Genomic DNA, 17,262 nt, shown 5'->3' with positions numbered 1-17,262 from the left:
GATGAACTGCGCAACCCATCCAAAAACAACTGCTAGAATTAGTCTTCGATTGTAATGCCCATACTGCGAGCAGTACCTTCAACCATCAACATTGCAGCTTCTACTGAAGCAGCATTTAGATCTGGCATTTTAGTTTCTGCGATTTCGCGAACTTTGTCGCGTTTCACAGTCGCTACTTTATTGCGGTTCGGTTCGCCTGAACCTGATTCAATACCGGCTGCTACTTTTAATAGAACAGCTGCGGGTGGAGTTTTCGTAATGAATGTAAATGAACGATCTTCAAATACTGAAATCTCAACTGGAATGATCAGTCCTGCTTGATCTGCCGTACGCGCGTTGAACTCTTTACAGAAGCCCATGATGTTAACACCTGCTTGACCCAATGCTGGACCAACTGGTGGCGCTGGATTAGCTTTTGCTGCAGGAATCTGCAATTTTACAACTTTAACAACTTTTTTAGCCACGAAACACACCTCCTTAAGTCCGTGATGTGGTAATAGGGTTTCCCCTCCCACTCAATATCTGTCTGTCAACGATGTTGATAGAATTAGCTAAATTGTACAGATTGTCCTATGACAGTCTGACCTATGAAATAATACCATTAATAATTTAGAATAGCAAGTGGCTTTTATACTTTTTGAACTTGCTCGAAATCCAGTTCCATTTTGGTTTCGCGTCCGAAGATATCAATCGACACTTTAACTTTGCCTTTTGTATCGTCGATTTCTTCCACTTTCCCTTGGAAGTTGGCGAATGGTCCTTCCATTACTTCAACTGTATCAGCAACTGCAAAGTCGATATCCACTTTGCGTTCAGTCATTCCCATTTGTTTCAGGATGAAATCTACTTCTTCATCAAGTAGTGGCGTCGGTTTTGCTCCACCGCCTGATGAACCGATAAATCCTGTAACCCCTGGCGTGTTTCTGACTACATACCAGGACTCATCTGTCATGATCAATTCGACCAAGACATATCCCGGGAAGGTTTTGCGCATGACTGTACGTTTCTTGCCGTCTTTAAAATCTGTTTCCTGTTCTTCAGGAATGATGACGCGGAAGATAAGATCTTCCATACCCATCGTTTCTACACGCTTTTCCAGGTTCGCTTTGACTTTATTTTCGTAACCGGAATACGTATGGACTACATACCAATTTTTCTCCATAATCGTGCGGACTAAACGTCCATCCCTCCTTTTTTACCAAATGAAAAAACCCGTTCTCATAGAATGACGGGCTATTTTTTATGCGTTATTCTTGTCGAATGACTTATAGTGCTAAGAACCAGCGGAATACCTCTGAGATGCCTGCGTCAATTACCGCGAAGAAGAGAGCCATGAAAATACAAGTAGAAAGAACAACGATTGTATAACGAGTTAGTTCTTTTCGTTTCGGCCAGCTAACTTTCCGCATTTCCGAAACGACATTTTTAAAGAAATCGCCAATGTTACCCATTGTTTAAAAAACCTCCGAATTTCAAAATCACTTTATATCGTCCGGCATTCAGTTAAAATTCATATCGTTTGTTTATGCACGGTATGCCCATTGCAATGAGCACAGAATTTTTTGAGTTCCAAACGTGTGCTCGATTCCGCTTTCGCAGGAACCGCATAATTACGGGATGCACATTCCGAGCAGCTTACAACAATTTTTTTAGCCATGTTATCACCTTATTCAAGTTTACAGCTTTTTCAAGGTTATCACCTTAAAACTGACCTGTCAACCGCTCGTCAGGAGCTCGGCATTTCATTGATCTGCAAGTGCCGTTCAAGCTTTCGCTTGACCCGCTGCAAGGCGTTGTCAATCGATTTTACATGCCTCTCGAGCTTCTCGGAAATTTCCTGATAGGATTGGCCGTCTAAATAGAGAGCCAACACTTCACGCTCAAGTTCACTCAGTACTTCACCCATCTTTTCTTCCATATACTGAAATTCCTCATTATGAATGATCAGATCTTCTGGATCGTCTACACCGTTTCCAGTCAGCACATCCATCAGTGTTCGATCAGACTCTTCATCATAAATCGGTTTGTCTAAAGATATATACGAGTTCAAGGGAATATGCTTTTGGCGTGTGGCTGTTTTAATGGCAGTAATAATCTGCCGAATAATACATAGTTCTGCAAACGCACGGAACGAAGACAATTTATCACTTCGAAAATCACGAATCGCCTTATAGAGACCGATCATGCCTTCCTGAATAATATCTTCTTTATCAGCGCCGATCAAAAAATACGAGCGCGCTTTCATTCGAACAAAAGGCCGAAACTTTGTAATCAAAAAATCCAATGCTTCCGTGTTTCCACTGTGGACTAAACTGACAAGTTCCTCATCTGTCATGTCGGTGAATCGTTGGGGCTGAACTTGCTCATGATTTTCCACGGGTGATCCCTCCGATTGCGTGAGCCTCGATATCTTCAGTATACAGGAAGAAAAAAATGAGCGTCAACCGTTCATTTCAAGCCTCTTCGCCATTTTTCGAAAATTTCCGCTACTTCTCCGGATAGCGGTATTTTTGAAATCCCGCGCTGTTCCTGGATTTCTTTTACTTTTTTAGTGATGTTCTCCTGTATTTCAATCATTTCAATTTCCAGTTCACGCGCTGAAATTCGCAATGCACCTTTGCCAAAAATAACCCATTGCTCCGTAAAATCCGAAGTGGCTACATAAATTTGGTCACGGCGGTTATTTAAACTCGCCGCCAGTTTTTCAATTCGTTCATCTGCCGTTTCGCTTTCTTTTGTAAAAATGACTTCAACATCGTGGTGCAGATTCTTGGCTTCAATTCCTGGAACAAGATGGGCGTCAAAAATAATAATGACACGCCACCCTTTATAGCTCCGGTATTCAGCCATCCGCTCTATTAGGCGATCCCTAGCATTCGCCAATTTGTCTTTTTTCAGTTCCTGCAGTTCCACCCAGTCACCAATGATATTGTATCCATCAACTAGCAGAATATTCATGGCATCAACCCAAAGGATTGCGCTTTCTATAAACTTCATACATTAATAAGCTTGCTGCCACTGAAGCATTCAACGAAGTCACGTGGCCAACCATTGGCAATTGATAAAGGAAATCGCATTTGTCACGCAAAATCCGGCTCATTCCTTTGCCCTCGCTGCCAATAATGACGGCTAACGGCAAGGAAGCATCCATTCTCCGGTAATCAACCGACTCTTTAGCGTCCGTGCCGGCAATCCACACACCACGCTTTTTCAATTCTTCCACTGTCTGGGACAAATTATTGATACGTACAACCGGTACATGCTCAATTGCGCCTGTCGATGCCTTTGCCACAACACCTGTCAATCCGACAGCCCGGCGCTTCGGGATAATTAAACCATGAACACCAATTGCGTCAGCTGTTCGCATGATAGAGCCCAAGTTATGAGGATCTTCCAACTCATCTAATATGAGAAAGAATGGATCTTCATTTTTTACAGTTGCTGCCTCGAACAAGTCATCTAGGCTTGCGTAATTATAGGCGGCTACTGCCGCTGCAATGCCTTGATGGTTAGTATCTGTCAATCCGTCAATTTTTTTCTTCGGGACAGATTGAACGATGACACCCTTATCTTTAGCCAGCTGCAGCAATTCCGTAATCCCTTTTTTCTGAATGCCTTCTGCAATCCAAATTTTATTGATATCCCGGTCTGCCCGCAATGCTTCCAGTACAGGGTTCTTGCCGCCAATTATCTCCGGTGCCAATTCTTCTTCCGTCATTTCAACACGCCTCCCAGCTCTTCGACAATCTCAATCGCATAGGAAATGATTTCGTCCACACGCGCTTGCTCTTCTTTTAAGTATAGCCAGCCCAATACCGCTTCAAAAGCAGTGCTGAAATTATAAGTCTGCACATCGGTATTTTTAGGAACAGATCCGGACTTAGCGTTGCGCCCACGTCGCATAATCGCCAATTCCGCTTCTGTCAAAAATCCTTCTTCTGTCAACCGCTTCAATACCACCGCCTGCGCTTTAGCAGAAACAAAAGTAGTCGACTGACGGTGCAGAATATTTGGTTTTGCACGTCCTGAACGCAGTAAATGCTCACGGATGGACTGCTCGTAAACGGCATCTCCCATATATGCCAGAGCCAGTGCGTTCAATTGGTCTACATCATTTTTTCGTAAAACACTCAAAGTTGTTACCCTCTCTTCCAGCGTGTACCTTGTGCTGTATCTTCCAGAATGATATTTTTTTCTTTAAATAAATCACGGATTTCATCAGCGCGGGCAAAATCACGGTTTTTACGCGCTTCAATGCGCTCCGTCATCAATGCTTCGACTTCCTCGTCCAGCAGTTCTTCTTCCTGGTTGAATGGTACACCTAAAACACCAACCAATTCATCAAACACTGCAATAAACTTCTCTAAAACCGCTGTAGATGTTTGTTTTTCCAATAAATACGTATTCGATAAACGCGACAAGTCGAATAGGCTCGATATGGCATTAGCTGTATTGAAGTCATCATCCATTGTTTCGACAAACGCTGCTTTAATGATTTCAATTTTATTGATCCATATATCGGAATGATCGCCAAGATCAGCTGATGTGCCGAGACGGTGCTTCAAGTTGGCATAAGCCGTTCGCAACCGCTCCAGTCCGGCAACAGCATCTTCAACCAATTGCTGTGAATAGTTGATCGGGTGGCGATAATGCACTGACAGCATAAAGAAGCGCAATACCTGTGGATCCATTTCCTTCAATATGTCATTCACCAACACAAAATTATTCAGCGATTTCGACATTTTTTCGTTATCAATATTAATATACCCATTATGCATCCAATAACGCGCAAATGGTTTGCCAGTTAATGCTTCCGATTGGGCAATTTCATTTTCATGATGTGGGAAAGTCAAATCTTGTCCACCTGCATGAATATCGATGGTATCTCCTAAATGCTCGCGAGCCATCACCGAGCATTCAATGTGCCAGCCTGGGCGTCCTTTGCCCCATGGGCTGTCCCAAGAAATTTCTTTCGGCTTCGCTGTTTTCCACAAAACAAAATCCAGCTCATCTTCCTTTTTGTCGCCCGTTTCAATCCGTGCACCAATCTTCAGTTCGTCCACCGATTGATGAGACAGCTTGCCGTAGCCTTCAAATTTCCGGGTCCGGTAATAAACATCTCCCTGCGACTCATAGGCATAACCTTTTTCAATCAACGCTTCAATAAATTCAATGATTTGCACCATATGGTCCGTTACGCGTGGATGAACATCCGCCTCTGAACAGCCCAATGCTTTCGTGTCTTCAAAATAAGCAGCAATAAACCGCTCCGCAATTTCGGGAACTTCTTGGCCAAACTCATTTGCCGCTTTGATTAATTTATCGTCAACATCCGTAAAGTTAGAAACATACTTCACATCGTAGCCCCGGTATTCCAAATGGCGGCGTACCGTATCATAAACGATGACCGGTCGAGCATTGCCGATGTGGATATAGTTGTAAACAGTCGGTCCACATACATACATTTTCACTTTTCCTTCTTCTAAAGGAATAAACTTTTCTTTTTGCCGTGACAATGAATTAAAAATTTGAATACTCATAAACGTTGCCCTTCTTCCTGCCTGACTTTTTTTAATTCTTCAATTTCCTGCTGCAATCTGGCAATCTTCATTTCCATACTTTCACATTTATCCATAACGGGATCCGGCATATTCTGATGGTTCAAGTCCCGCTTTACCTTTACACCATTCTGAATAACCACTTTGCCTGGAATCCCGACTACTGTCGAATTCATCGGTACATTTTTCAAGACAACCGATCCTGCCCCAACTTTTGAGTTAGCTCCAATCACGATAGAACCCAACACTTTAGCACCAGTGGCGACGAGAACATTGTCTTCCAATGTCGGATGGCGTTTGCCGCGCTCTTTTCCGGTACCGCCCAAAGTCACACCCTGGTACAGCGTGACATTGTCGCCAATTTCACAGGTCTCTCCAATAACAACACCCATTCCGTGATCAATAAAGAAGCGGCGGCCAATAACGGCACCTGGATGAATTTCAATCCCAGTGAAAAAACGGCTGATCTGTGAAATGATGCGGGCAATGAAAAACAGCTTATTCTTAAAAAAGAAATGAGCCAATCGATGTGCCCAGATGGCATGGAGACCCGAATAGGTCAGAATGACTTCCAAATAACTACGTGCTGCCGGATCTTGTTCGAAAATGACATCAACATCATCTTTCAATAACTTAAACATCTCTCTCGCTCCCTTTCTTCTCCAAAATAAAAAGCGCCCCTGTCATGTAAATGACAGAGACGCATAGTTGCGCGGTTCCACTCTGATTAAAAGGACAGTGTGTCCTTTTCTCTCGATGGCCCGTAACGCGGGCAAGACGTCTGGTCTACTTGATTCGACTCAGCACTCGGAGAGGCATTTCGATGCAGCAGCGGCCCGGATCCCTTTCAGCCGGTGGAGATCTTCTCTAAAGAGCATGCTGCATGTACTTCTTCTCGTCAACGTTTTGTTAATGGTAAATTCATTTTACACGCTCAGCGCAATAAGTCAATGTTATGCACTTGCATATTGTGAAACACGAGCGATGGCTTTGTCTTTTCCTAACAAGGAAATAGCATCCGGCAACTCAGGTCCATGCATTTGTCCCGTGATGACTACACGGATCGGCATGAACAAATTTTTGCCTTTATGACCCGTTGATTTTTGGACTGCCTTGATTGCCGCTTTGATTTCAGCGGGTTCAAAGTTTTCCAATGAAGCCAATTGCTCTTTGAATGCCGTCATGACTTCAGGCACTTGCTCAGCAGCCAAAATTTCTTTCTCGGCTTCTCCGTATGACAATTCTTCAGTGAAGAACTGCTCGGAAAGTTCGGTGATTTCTGCACCATAACTCATTTGATCATGATACAGCGCGACCAGCTTGTTCGCCCATTCTGCTTGCTCCGGCGTCATTTCTTCCGGCAATCTGCCTGCTTTTTGCAAATGCGGCAGAGACAACTTCACCACTTCTTCAAGCGGCAATTGTTTGATGTACTGGTTATTCATCCACATCAATTTCTGCTTATCGAACATGGAAGGCGATTTAGACAAGCGTTCCACATCAAAGATGCGGATCAGCTCTTCTTTCGAGAAGATCTCTTCTTCCCCTTCTGGAGACCAGCCTAGAAGTGCAAAGAAATTAAATAAAGCTTCTGGAATATAACCTAGATCCTTATACTGGGAAATAAACTGCAAAATAGACTCATCACGTTTTGATAATTTTTTGCGATCTTCATTGATGATTAAAGTCATGTGGCCATAACCTGGATAATCCCAGCCAAATGCATCATAGATCATCATCTGTCTTGGTGTGTTCGACAAATGCTCTTCCCCGCGGAATACATGGGAAATTTTCATCAAATGGTCGTCTATGACAACAGCAAAATTGTATGTTGGAATGCCAGTCGTCTTGACCATCACCCAATCGCCAACATCTTTTGATTCAAATGAAATCGGGCCGCGCACCAAATCGTTGAACTCATACGTAACACCGGCCGGAACCTTTGCACGAATAGTGAACGATTTGCCTGCTGCTTCTTTTTCAGCGACTTCTTCAGCCGTCAAATTGCGGCAAGTTCCGCTATATTGAGGAGCTGCAATACCAGATGCTTTTTGCGCATCACGTTCTGCTTCAAGCTCTTCAGGTGTACAGAAACATTTATAAGCCAAGCCTTTTTCAAGCATTATTTCTGAATGCTCTTTATACGTATCTAAACGTTCCATCTGACGATAAGGACCGTAATCTCCGCCGATATCAATCGACTCGTCGTGCTCAATGCCCAACCATTTTAAATTATCCAGTTGGGACATGATACCTGTTTCAATATTGCGTGCCGTATCTGTATCTTCAATGCGCACGATGAATTTCCCATTGTTGTGGCGCGCATATAAATAATTGAATAATGCTGTACGGGCGCCGCCAATGTGCAGATGTCCTGTTGGGCTTGGGGCGTAACGTACGCGTACTTCTTGTGTCATTTAAGTTCCTCCTAATTTATCTAATATCCTTTTGTTATTCTATCACTCCGGGACGTCAAGCGAAACCGGACGTTTATTCAGTAAAATCACTGCTAATGCTGCAATACCTTCCTCGCGACCCGTAAAACCCAAATGTTCGGAAGTGGTTGCTTTGACATTGACTTGTGATACATCCGCTTCCAGCAGATTCGCAATCGATTCACGCATTTGTTCAATGTATGGAGCCAGTTTCGGCTTTTGGGCAATTACCGTGCAATCAACATTGCCCAGCTCATAGCCCTGATCTTTGACATATTCCCAAATATGCGTCAGTAATTTGCGGGAATCAGCATCCTTGAATTCAGGATCTGTATCAGGGAAATGTTTGCCGATATCCCCTCCGCCTATGGCGCCAAGTGCAGCGTCAGTAATTGTGTGCAATAGAACATCTGCATCTGAGTGGCCAAGCAGCCCTCTATCATGGTCGATTTCAACACCGCCCAATATAAAAGGACGTCCTTCTGCCAATTGATGTACGTCATAACCTTGTCCAATTCGAATCATTTCTGTTCCTCCTGTAGTCGACTTTCCAGAATCGCTTTCCCGTAAATCAAGTCATCCGGCGTCGTCATTTTAATATTTTCATATGTACTTTCAACAATAGCGACAGGGTAGTTTAAGCGCTCGACAAGCATCGCTTCATCTGTACCCATAAATCCGTCATTGCGGGCTGCCTGAGCTGCCTTCAAGATCAAGGGATAACGGAAGGCTTGCGGCGTCTGGATCATCCATAATTGGTTGCGATCCACAGTTTCTGAAATGATTCCATTGTCTACTTTCTTAATTGTATCTTTGACCGGAACACCTGCAATAGCAGCCCCTGACTCTTTTGCTGCCTCCACGAGACGCGCAATAACTTCGCGGTCGATAAAGGGCCTCGCTGCGTCATGAACCAAAACAACGCCACAAGGTGGAATCGCTTCAAGACAGGCTCTGACACTATCCTGTCTTTCCATTCCCCCTGTAGCGTACCCTTGTACTTTAGTCATGTCATAGCGTTTCACATAACTCTCGATCAGTTCCCGCTCCTGCTCTTTAACTGCCATCCAAATGCCATCACAGTTTGGATCCCGCTGAAAAACTTCCAGCGTATAGAGAAAGATCGGCTTGCCAAAAAGTTCGAGCAATAGTTTATTTTTATCTGCTTTCATTCGTTTCCCGCTGCCAGCAGCAGGTAGGACGACTGTATAATTCATTGGATAACATCCTTTATCAATTTGTTGCAGTTTGTTTGCGGTCGCGCGGCTTCGCAAAAATCATCCGCCCTGCAGAGGTCTGCAAAACACTGGTGACTGTGACATTGATAGCCTGGCCAATATACCCTTTGCCATCTTCAATCACAATCATTGTGCCATCGTCCAAATAAGCTACACCTTGGTTTTGTTCTTTGCCGTCTTTGATGACCACTACATGCATATCTTCTCCTGGAATTACAACAGGTTTTACAGCGTTTGCCAAGTCGTTGATATTTAATACAGGAACATTATGAAGTTCACACACTTTATTAAGATTAAAATCATTGGTCACAACTTGGCCGCCCATTTTTTTCGCAGCACGCATCAATTTCAGATCGACTTCGCTGACTTCGTCAAAATTTTCCTCGGTGATCATTATGGCATCCACGCGTTCACTTTGAAGGCGTTTCAAAATATCCAAGCCTCGCCTGCCACGTGTCCGTTTTAGTGTATCTGAAGAGTCAGCAATATGCTGAAGCTCAGACAAAACGAATTGCGGCACCACAAAAGTGCCTTCCATAAAACCTGTTGCCGAGATATCGGCAATCCGCCCATCAATAATGACACTGGTATCAAGTAATTTATAAGAAACTTTTTCAACCGGTTCTTCAGCTTCCAGCTTTTTTACCGGTGTGAATTTTGAAGGTGTCAACATGGTCAACATTTCTTCGCGCTTTTGGAATCCTACTTGGAATCCTAAATAGCCAAGCACTACTGAAAGCACTAAGGGGGCTATTGTCGCTACCAATGGAATATCAACTGTACTTAAAGCAAATCCGATCAAGAACGCCACCACAAGACCGATTATCATTCCGACTGTTCCAAACAACAAATCAGGCGTCGGTGCATGAAGCAATTTCTCTTCCATCCACTTCATGAAGTTGATCAAAGAATCTACAAATAATAAAGATAACAGGAAAAAGACAAGAGCACCAACAATTGCTGCTACGTAAGGATTACTGATCCAAGGATTGTCGAGAAGGGGAATAAGTTCAAATGCAGATGGTAATAATAAAATTCCGACTGTCGCACCAATAAGCAAAAACATAATTTGAATAATAGGTCTTAACACGCGCTCCACCTCCTTTTTATAATTATACACATTTTAAAACGGAAACGCTTTTATGACCTTTATTTAGAAATAAAAGGAGGCATGTCTGCCCCCTTACTGTGGAAAAATTTCTTTTAATGCATCATTGATACTTTCTACACCGACTACACGAATCCCTTCCGGATAATCCCAGCCGCCTAAATTTGACGATGGCACAATTGCTCGCTTAAATCCGAGCTTAGCTGCTTCCTGAACACGCTGCTCGATACGTGATACGCGCCTTACTTCACCAGTCAATCCTACTTCACCAATAATACAATCGTAGACGTTTGGAGCCTTGTCCCGAAAACTGGAGACAATACTGGCTAGTACAGCCAAATCGATGGCAGGCTCATCAAGTTTCACGCCACCTGCAACTTTGATGTATGCGTCCTGTGCCTGCAGCAGCATACCTACCCGCTTCTCTAGCACCGCCATCAGCAACGACACACGATTGACATCGATGCCCGTTGCCATGCGTTTGGGATAGTTAAAGCTCGAAGGGGTCACCAAGGCTTGGATTTCAACCAGGATCGGACGAGTTCCTTCCATTGAAGCTACTACAGTCGAACCCGCTGTACCACTCGACCGCTCCTGTAAGAACAATTCGGACGGGTTCAATACTTCTTTCAAGCCACTTTGAAGCATCTCAAAGATGGCAATTTCATTAGTCGAGCCAAAACGGTTTTTGACACTCCGTAAAATCCGGTACGTATGATGGCGTTCGCCTTCAAAATACAGCACCGTATCCACCATATGCTCAAGAATACGCGGTCCAGCAATTTGCCCTTCTTTGGTAACGTGACCAACCAGGAAGATAGCGATATTTTTTGTTTTCGCGATCCGCATCAATTCCGCAGTACTTTCCCTTACTTGTGTCACACTGCCTGGTGCAGAAGTCACTTCAGGGTGATGGACGGTTTGGATCGAATCGACAATTACAAAGTCAGGTGCCACATCTTCAATTGTATGATGAATCAGCTCAAGATTTGTTTCTGCATAGATAAACAGCTCTGAAGACGAAGCATCCAGACGTTCTGCCCGGAGTTTAGTTTGGCGGATGGATTCTTCCCCGGAAATATATAATACCCGGTTACCACTATTTGCAAGCATTGCAGAAACCTGCAAAAGCAAAGTAGATTTCCCAATTCCTGGATCTCCCCCAATCAGCACTAACGAACCCGGTACTATGCCCCCGCCAAGTACACGGTTCAATTCGCTTAGTTCTGTCTCTACCCTTGGTTCATCTTGTGTTTCAATCGCATTGATCGGCGTCGCTTTTTGAGGAACCGATGCACTATGCTGAAACGCGCCTCGGGTGCCTTTAGGAGCAGCCACCTCAACTTCTTCAGTCATCGTATTCCATGCTGCACATCCTGGACATTTCCCCATCCATCTAGCCGATTCGTAACCACACGACTGGCAAATGAATTTTGTCTTTTTCTTAGCCATGTGTACCTCCTTAAATAGAAAAAACGCTCGCCAGAGATCAACTCCGGCGAGCGGAATGTTTTTATTGTTTTTCCACTAATGCCTCTTTTACTTCTTCTGTTTCTTTTGTGCGAACAATGAACTCATCATCTTCCACATCAAAGACAATACGTTGGCCTGATAGCGCTGTGCCTTTTAACAACTCTTCAGACAAACGGTCTTCCACGTGTTTTTGTAGAGAGCGACGAAGTGGGCGGGCTCCGTATTCCGGATCATACCCCTCTTTAGCAACCTTTTCAAGCGCAGCTTCGGTCAATTCCAAATCGATATCCTGCTCTTGCAAACGGTCCACCAATTGCTTCGTCATCAAATTCACAATCTCTCTCAAATTCTCTTTTTCAAGAGAATGGAAGACGATCATGTCATCCACACGGTTTAAGAACTCTGGACGGAATGCTTTTTTCAATTCAGCAAGCATTTTCCCTTTCATGTCTTTGTAATCCGTTTTTGCATCGTCTAAATTGAAACCAACATATTTATTGTATTTCAACTCTTCCGCACCAACATTTGAAGTCATGATGATGACAGTATTGCGGAAATCGACTCTGCGACCTTTGGAATCTGTCAGACGCCCATCTTCTAAAACCTGCAAAAGAATATTAAATACATCAGGGTGAGCTTTTTCAATCTCATCAAGCAGTACTACAGAATAAGGCTTTCTGCGAACTTTCTCTGTTAACTGTCCACCTTCTTCATAACCCACATAACCTGGAGGCGATCCGACCAAGCGTGAAGTCGAATGTCTTTCCATGTATTCGGACATATCAATTCGAATCATCGCGTCCTCGTCACCAAACATGGACTCAGCCAGCGCACGCGCCAACTCAGTTTTACCAACACCAGTTGGACCAAGGAAAATGAACGATCCGATTGGACGTTTTGGATCTTTTAATCCAGCACGCGCACGGCGAATGGCTTTAGAGATTGAAGTTACAGCTTCATTCTGGCCGATAACACGGTTGTGGAGAATCGATTCCAAATTCAACAATTTATCAGATTCTGTTTGAGCCAGTTTTGAAACCGGAATGCCAGTCCACATGGACACGACTTTCGCAATATCTTCAACTGTCACTTCAGATTCTTCTTTTCCTTGTTTTTCTTTCCATTCTTTCTTTGTTTTATCAAGTTGGTTCTGAAGCTTCTGTTCCGCATCACGAAGCGAAGCCGCTTTTTCAAATTCCTGGCTTTGTACCGCTTCATTTTTCTCAGAACGTGCAGCTTCCAAGCGCGCTTCCAACTCTTTCAGATCTGGTGGAGTCGTGTAAGAGCGAAGTCTTACTTTAGAGCCCGCCTCATCAATCAAGTCAATCGCTTTATCCGGCAAGAAACGATCCGAAATGTAGCGGTCAGACATTTTAGCTGCTGCTTCAATCGCTTCATCCGTAATTTTCACACGGTGATGTGCTTCGTAGCGATCACGCAGTCCACGGATAATTTGAATCGACTCTTCAACAGTAGGTTCGTCCACTTGAATTGGTTGGAAACGGCGTTCAAGCGCCGCGTCTTTTTCAATATACTTGCGATACTCATCCAAAGTAGTGGCACCAATACATTGAAGTTCACCGCGCGATAACGAAGGTTTCAGGATGTTGGACGCATCAATTGCACCTTCTGCACCACCTGCTCCAATTAATGTATGGAGCTCATCGATGAACAAAATAACGTTGCCTGCTTGGCGAATTTCATCCATCACTTTTTTCAAACGATCTTCAAATTCACCACGGTATTTAGTTCCTGCAACCACTGTACCCATATCTAAGACCATGACGCGTTTGTCGCGTAGGGTTTCCGGAATTTCATTGTTGACAATTTGCTGTGCTAAACCTTCAGCAATCGCAGTTTTACCGACACCTGGTTCTCCGATCAATACAGGGTTGTTTTTCGTTCTGCGGCTCAGTACTTCAATCACACGTGTGATTTCATCACTTCTGCCAATGACTGGATCTAGTCCGCCTTCACGGGCTACCTGGGTCAAATCACGGGCCAAACCATCTAAAGTTGGTGTATTAGCCGAAGCATTCGGGCTTGTGCCTGTAGACGCCTGCTCATTATTGCCCAAAAGCTGCAACACCTGTTGACGCGCCTTATTCAAGCTGACACCTGCATTTCCTAATACACGGGCTGCAACGCCTTCACCTTCACGAATCAACGCCAATAGCAAATGCTCTGTACCAATATAAGAATGGCCCAATTTACGAGACTCATCAACTGACAATTCAATCACTTTTTTCGCTCTCGGCGTATAATGTACGATTGGGCCAACATCTTTTTCACCGACACCAACAAGCTCTTTGACGCCTTCTTCGATTAACTGTGTATTCACTTCAATCGCTTCAAGAGCTTTAGCGGCAATACCGCCGCCTTCACGAATTAAACCGAGAAGAATATGCTCTGTACCTATTGATTCATGTTTCATGCGAATAGCCTCTTCTTGAGCTAATTGAAGAACTTTTTGTGCGCGTTGTGTAAATCGATTAAACATCATGCAAGATCCTCTCCTTCACTATTTGTACCTTCTTTATTCAATCGCTCCCGGAACAGTTTTGCCCGGGCAAAATCGCGTTCTTTCGGCTGCAGCGGTTTATCTGCATATTGCTGCAGAAAAGCCGGCTGCATAAAAATCATCAATTCATTCAAAATCGACATGTCTACATCTTGGATCATCTTTAAATCAATACCCAATCGAACATCTGACAAACAAGTTGCAGCTTCTTCTGTCGTCAGCAGTCTCGAATGGGTAAGAATCCCAAGCGAGCGATACACACGATCTTCCAATACTAAAGGGGAATTTAAAGCAATTGCTTCCCTTGCCTTGCGTTCCTGTTGAATAATCTGTTCTGTCATATTTTCCAAGTCCTGAAGAATTTCGTATTCAGACTTTCCAAGCGTCAATTGATTAGATATTTGATAAACATTTCCTAATGCTTCGCTGCCTTCACCATAAATGCCGCGAACAACCATGCCAAGTCTTGAAATTGCAGGTATGATCCGTTGAATTTGATGCGACATAGTCAAGGCCGGCAAATGGAGCATGACCGAAGCTCTCATCCCTGTTCCCACATTAGTAGGACAACTGGTTAAGTAGCCATATTTCTCATGAAAAGCATAGGACAGATTCTGTTCCAGCAAGGAATCCAACTCATTTGCTATCTTGTAAGCTTTTTGAAGATGAAATCCTGATTGCAGACTTTGAATCCGCAAATGGTCTTCTTCGTTTACCATAATACTCAGCTCTTCATTCTCAGACAATAACACAGAACTGGAATGACGGCTATTAGCGAGATACGGGCTGATCAAATGCTTTTCTACCAATACTTCTTTTTGCAGATTTGCAAGTTCTTCAATATTGATATGGCTAAAAGTATAATCTAATTCGTGGCCTTTATCTAACAATACCGAAGATATTTCTTTATCCACCTTGAGAGCCTCATCTTCTGAGAAAGAATAGGGAAACTTAAAATCAGTTAGATTTCTAGCTAGGCGAATTCTGGTACTCATAGCAATATCCACGTTTTCACCACCGTTGGCCATCCAGCTACTTGCTCGAGGTTGGAGAAATCGGTCAACTACCATTAGAAGCACCTCCCTCAAGCTTCGAACTTAGCACTCTTACTTCATCTCTTAATCGTGCAGCTTCTTCAAAATGTTCGCCTTGAATAGATACCTGCATTTGCTTGCGGAGCTCTTCAATTTCTTTTTTTATTTTTAACGTCGTTCCATAGGAAGCGGGTATTTTACCGGTATGTTCTGTATTTCCATTATGGAATCGTTTGAATATTTCATTAAGCTGTGATGAAAATGCGTCATAACAAGAAGCACAGCCAAATTTACCAAGTTGTAAAAACCTAGGGAAAGTAAAGCCACAAGAAGGACAAGTTGCTGCTTCCTTTCTAACTGGACTGATAGATGCCTGCGAGTTAGGGAACCAATTTGATAATAGCTGGTGAATAGCTAGTGGATCCTGTTCAAAAGCAGTATTAATACTATGGTTTTCAGCAGCACAGATATGGCATAAATGAAGCTCAGTTATCTGTCCTTGATGCTGTTGTTTAACTATAACTGATGCAGAACGTTCTCCGCACTGATCGCAAATCATCTTTTCACCCCTTTATACATTTGATTGATATTTAATTGTGAAGAGCATAGCTATAAGTATTCGTGCTCGGACTTCATCTCGTGTCGGAAGAGGCAAAAGCAGCGTCGCACGATCTACAGCACTAAGAATCAGTTTTGCTTCTCTTTTAGAAATAATTTCTTCATCCAATAGCCTGAAAACAATATCTTCTGCCATTACTTGAGTGGCACCATGTTCTAAGCGTTGAATAACTTCGGCAATTACATCTGATTTTTGATGGAGCCTGATTCTCTTAATGCGAATATACCCGCCGCCACCGCGTTTGCTCTCCACCAAATACCCACGGTCAACGGTAAATCGAGTATTAATTACATAATTTATTTGAGAAGGAACACATTGAAATTTTTCAGCTACTTCGCTGCGTTTAATTTCAATATGATCTCTCTCGCTTAATTCGATAACCTGCTTTAAATAACCTTCAATTACATCCGAAATATTCCGCATCGCCTTCACCTCTTCGATACATAATATGTCAAAGTTGACTTTGACTATATTTGACTTAATTATACACCATGGTTTTTATAGATATCAAATAGTATGTATCAGAAGTATTAATCAATTGAAAAAAGCCTTAAAGCTAAGACGCTTAAAGACTTTTACAACTTATTCTTGATCCAATATTCTTTTCACAAAATCTTTAGCGTGGCTAGAGACTGACTCTGTTTTCTCTTCTACGTATTTAGTCTTCCACTTAATACCTTCTTGCCAAATTTCTACTACATCACCGACGGAAACATTATGTGTGAAATCTACCAAAGGGAAAGTATACTGTTCTTCGCTTTCTTCTGTCGCTTTCAGCAATACCGTTCTTTTATCAATAGCTTCTACTTTGTATATACCTGGCTTCATAATTCTCACCTCACTCTTACTTTTCCCATTTCAATACTTATTCAACCCTTATTTTTACTTTAAGATTCTTTGTTTTCAGCTTTTTTTCTCCAAAACAAAAAAAGCCGTTACCGGAATCGGTAACGACTTCTTTTCGATGCCCAGCGACGTCCTACTCTCACAGGGGGAGACCCCCAACTACCATCAGCGCAAAAGAGCTTAACTGCCGTGTTCGGGATGGGAACGGGTGTGGCCTCTTTGCCATCATCACTGGACTATTTTTTGCTTGAGCTTGTTCGCTCAAAACTGGATAAACGACACCGGAACATGCAAGGATTCCGCATACAAATTTGGTTAAGTCCTCGATCGATTAGTATTCGTCAGCTGCACGTGTCGCCACGCTTCCACCTCGAACCTATCTACCTCATCGTCTTTGAGGGATCTTACTTGCTTGCGCAATGGGAAATCT

The 17,262-nt window shown here is 43.2% G+C and carries 20 protein-coding genes, 2 rRNA genes and 1 other annotated feature; all 22 genes read right to left on the bottom strand.

All coding sequences use genetic code 11. The features are described 5' to 3' along the window. Nucleotides 1-38: 38 nt before the first annotated feature. The gene (rplK, locus tag FQV26_RS17980; protein ID WP_006828906.1) at nt 39-464 is read right to left on the bottom strand and encodes a 50S ribosomal protein L11; all 426 of its coding nucleotides are present in this window, start codon (nt 462-464) and stop codon (nt 39-41) included. A 164-nt stretch (nt 465-628) separates the two neighbouring features. Next, nucleotides 629-1,162, bottom strand: coding sequence for a transcription termination/antitermination protein NusG (gene nusG / locus FQV26_RS17975; RefSeq protein ID WP_142830501.1), 534 nt, complete (start codon nt 1,160-1,162; stop codon nt 629-631). A 103-nt stretch (nt 1,163-1,265) separates the two neighbouring features. Then, a complete protein-coding gene (gene secE / locus FQV26_RS17970) occupies nt 1,266-1,451 on the bottom strand; it encodes a preprotein translocase subunit SecE (protein ID WP_146559415.1) in 186 nt (61 codons plus the stop codon). A 59-nt stretch (nt 1,452-1,510) separates the two neighbouring features. After that, nucleotides 1,511-1,657 (bottom strand): 50S ribosomal protein L33, encoded by a 147-nt coding sequence (rpmG, locus tag FQV26_RS17965; RefSeq protein WP_146559413.1) that lies wholly within the window; start codon nt 1,655-1,657, stop codon nt 1,511-1,513. Between the two features lie 69 nt (nt 1,658-1,726). Further along, complete coding sequence (gene sigH, locus FQV26_RS17960) at nt 1,727-2,377, bottom strand: RNA polymerase sporulation sigma factor SigH (RefSeq protein ID WP_146559411.1); 651 nt, start codon at nt 2,375-2,377, stop codon at nt 1,727-1,729. A 71-nt stretch (nt 2,378-2,448) separates the two neighbouring features. Next, nucleotides 2,449-2,958 (bottom strand): NYN domain-containing protein, encoded by a 510-nt coding sequence (locus FQV26_RS17955; RefSeq protein ID WP_146559408.1) that lies wholly within the window; start codon nt 2,956-2,958, stop codon nt 2,449-2,451. 4 nt (nt 2,959-2,962) lie between these two features. Continuing rightward, nucleotides 2,963-3,718: a 23S rRNA (guanosine(2251)-2'-O)-methyltransferase RlmB gene (rlmB, locus tag FQV26_RS17950; RefSeq protein ID WP_146559406.1), complete on the bottom strand. Its 756-nt coding sequence runs from the start codon at nt 3,716-3,718 to the stop codon at nt 2,963-2,965. Continuing rightward, nucleotides 3,715-4,134 (bottom strand): Mini-ribonuclease 3, encoded by a 420-nt coding sequence (locus tag FQV26_RS17945; RefSeq protein ID WP_146559404.1) that lies wholly within the window; start codon nt 4,132-4,134, stop codon nt 3,715-3,717. Before FQV26_RS17945 ends, rlmB begins: the two co-directional genes overlap by 4 nt. Nucleotides 4,135-4,139: 5 nt before the next feature. Then, complete coding sequence (gene cysS / locus FQV26_RS17940; RefSeq protein ID WP_146559402.1) at nt 4,140-5,540, bottom strand: cysteine--tRNA ligase; 1,401 nt, start codon at nt 5,538-5,540, stop codon at nt 4,140-4,142. After that, a complete protein-coding gene (epsC, locus tag FQV26_RS17935) occupies nt 5,537-6,199 on the bottom strand; it encodes a serine O-acetyltransferase EpsC (RefSeq protein WP_146559400.1) in 663 nt (220 codons plus the stop codon). Before epsC ends, cysS begins: the two co-directional genes overlap by 4 nt. Nucleotides 6,200-6,251: 52 nt before the next feature. Beyond that, nucleotides 6,252-6,469 (bottom strand) — a binding site (T-box leader). Between the two features lie 42 nt (nt 6,470-6,511). After that, nucleotides 6,512-7,975: a glutamate--tRNA ligase gene (gene gltX, locus FQV26_RS17930; protein WP_146559398.1), complete on the bottom strand. Its 1,464-nt coding sequence runs from the start codon at nt 7,973-7,975 to the stop codon at nt 6,512-6,514. A 42-nt stretch (nt 7,976-8,017) separates the two neighbouring features. After that, nucleotides 8,018-8,518 (bottom strand): 2-C-methyl-D-erythritol 2,4-cyclodiphosphate synthase, encoded by a 501-nt coding sequence (ispF, locus tag FQV26_RS17925; RefSeq protein WP_146559396.1) that lies wholly within the window; start codon nt 8,516-8,518, stop codon nt 8,018-8,020. Continuing rightward, nucleotides 8,515-9,210 carry a 2-C-methyl-D-erythritol 4-phosphate cytidylyltransferase gene (ispD, locus tag FQV26_RS17920; protein ID WP_146559394.1) on the bottom strand — a complete coding sequence of 232 codons (696 nt, stop codon included), beginning with the start codon at nt 9,208-9,210 and terminating at the stop codon, nt 8,515-8,517. The genes ispF and ispD overlap by 4 nt, the downstream gene beginning before the upstream one ends. A gap of 16 nt (nt 9,211-9,226) precedes the next feature. Next, on the bottom strand, nt 9,227-10,321 hold the full coding sequence (locus FQV26_RS17915; RefSeq protein WP_146559392.1) for a PIN/TRAM domain-containing protein: 1,095 nt from the start codon (nt 10,319-10,321) through the stop codon (nt 9,227-9,229). Nucleotides 10,322-10,414: 93 nt separating this feature from the next. Further along, the gene (gene radA, locus FQV26_RS17910; RefSeq protein WP_146559391.1) at nt 10,415-11,791 is read right to left on the bottom strand and encodes a DNA repair protein RadA; all 1,377 of its coding nucleotides are present in this window, start codon (nt 11,789-11,791) and stop codon (nt 10,415-10,417) included. Nucleotides 11,792-11,852: 61 nt separating this feature from the next. Beyond that, on the bottom strand, nt 11,853-14,315 hold the full coding sequence (locus FQV26_RS17905) for an ATP-dependent Clp protease ATP-binding subunit (protein WP_146559389.1): 2,463 nt from the start codon (nt 14,313-14,315) through the stop codon (nt 11,853-11,855). Continuing rightward, nucleotides 14,312-15,403: a protein-arginine kinase McsB gene (gene mcsB, locus FQV26_RS17900; RefSeq protein WP_146559387.1), complete on the bottom strand. Its 1,092-nt coding sequence runs from the start codon at nt 15,401-15,403 to the stop codon at nt 14,312-14,314. Before mcsB ends, FQV26_RS17905 begins: the two co-directional genes overlap by 4 nt. Beyond that, nucleotides 15,393-15,926, bottom strand: a complete 534-nt coding sequence (locus FQV26_RS17895) for a UvrB/UvrC motif-containing protein (RefSeq protein ID WP_146559385.1) — start codon at nt 15,924-15,926, stop codon at nt 15,393-15,395. The genes mcsB and FQV26_RS17895 overlap by 11 nt, the downstream gene beginning before the upstream one ends. A gap of 12 nt (nt 15,927-15,938) precedes the next feature. Then, nucleotides 15,939-16,409 carry a CtsR family transcriptional regulator gene (locus FQV26_RS17890; protein WP_146559383.1) on the bottom strand — a complete coding sequence of 157 codons (471 nt, stop codon included), beginning with the start codon at nt 16,407-16,409 and terminating at the stop codon, nt 15,939-15,941. 159 nt (nt 16,410-16,568) lie between these two features. Next, complete coding sequence (locus FQV26_RS17885; protein ID WP_146559381.1) at nt 16,569-16,814, bottom strand: hypothetical protein; 246 nt, start codon at nt 16,812-16,814, stop codon at nt 16,569-16,571. A 138-nt stretch (nt 16,815-16,952) separates the two neighbouring features. Next, nucleotides 16,953-17,068: ribosomal RNA gene (gene rrf / locus FQV26_RS17880) — 5S ribosomal RNA — on the bottom strand. A gap of 75 nt (nt 17,069-17,143) precedes the next feature. Then, nucleotides 17,144-17,262: ribosomal RNA gene (locus FQV26_RS17875) — 23S ribosomal RNA — on the bottom strand; the annotation flags it as partial.

The organism is Planococcus sp. CPCC 101016 (genome assembly GCF_007859295.1).
Lineage (GTDB): Bacteria > Bacillota > Bacilli > Bacillales_A > Planococcaceae > Planococcus.
This window is presented reverse-complemented; position numbering and strand designations above follow the sequence as displayed.

Excerpts from the sequence above, each read along its gene's own strand:
- nusG (WP_142830501.1), bottom strand. The coding sequence starts at position 1,162 with ATGGAGAAAAATTGGTATGTAGTCCATACGTATTCCGGTTACGAAAAT.
- secE (WP_146559415.1), bottom strand. The coding sequence starts at position 1,451 with ATGGGTAACATTGGCGATTTCTTTAAAAATGTCGTTTCGGAAATGCGG.
- rpmG (WP_146559413.1), bottom strand. The coding sequence starts at position 1,657 with ATGGCTAAAAAAATTGTTGTAAGCTGCTCGGAATGTGCATCCCGTAAT.
- FQV26_RS17955 (WP_146559408.1), bottom strand. The coding sequence starts at position 2,958 with ATGAATATTCTGCTAGTTGATGGATACAATATCATTGGTGACTGGGTG.
- rlmB (WP_146559406.1), bottom strand. The coding sequence starts at position 3,718 with ATGACGGAAGAAGAATTGGCACCGGAGATAATTGGCGGCAAGAACCCT.
- cysS (WP_146559402.1), bottom strand. The coding sequence starts at position 5,540 with ATGAGTATTCAAATTTTTAATTCATTGTCACGGCAAAAAGAAAAGTTT.
- epsC (WP_146559400.1), bottom strand. The coding sequence starts at position 6,199 with ATGTTTAAGTTATTGAAAGATGATGTTGATGTCATTTTCGAACAAGAT.
- gltX (WP_146559398.1), bottom strand. The coding sequence starts at position 7,975 with ATGACACAAGAAGTACGCGTACGTTACGCCCCAAGCCCAACAGGACAT.
- ispF (WP_146559396.1), bottom strand. The coding sequence starts at position 8,518 with ATGATTCGAATTGGACAAGGTTATGACGTACATCAATTGGCAGAAGGA.
- ispD (WP_146559394.1), bottom strand. The coding sequence starts at position 9,210 with ATGAATTATACAGTCGTCCTACCTGCTGCTGGCAGCGGGAAACGAATG.
- radA (WP_146559391.1), bottom strand. The coding sequence starts at position 11,791 with ATGGCTAAGAAAAAGACAAAATTCATTTGCCAGTCGTGTGGTTACGAA.
- FQV26_RS17905 (WP_146559389.1), bottom strand. The coding sequence starts at position 14,315 with ATGATGTTTAATCGATTTACACAACGCGCACAAAAAGTTCTTCAATTA.
- mcsB (WP_146559387.1), bottom strand. The coding sequence starts at position 15,403 with ATGGTAGTTGACCGATTTCTCCAACCTCGAGCAAGTAGCTGGATGGCC.
- FQV26_RS17895 (WP_146559385.1), bottom strand. The coding sequence starts at position 15,926 with ATGATTTGCGATCAGTGCGGAGAACGTTCTGCATCAGTTATAGTTAAA.
- FQV26_RS17890 (WP_146559383.1), bottom strand. The coding sequence starts at position 16,409 with ATGCGGAATATTTCGGATGTAATTGAAGGTTATTTAAAGCAGGTTATC.
- FQV26_RS17885 (WP_146559381.1), bottom strand. The coding sequence starts at position 16,814 with ATGAAGCCAGGTATATACAAAGTAGAAGCTATTGATAAAAGAACGGTA.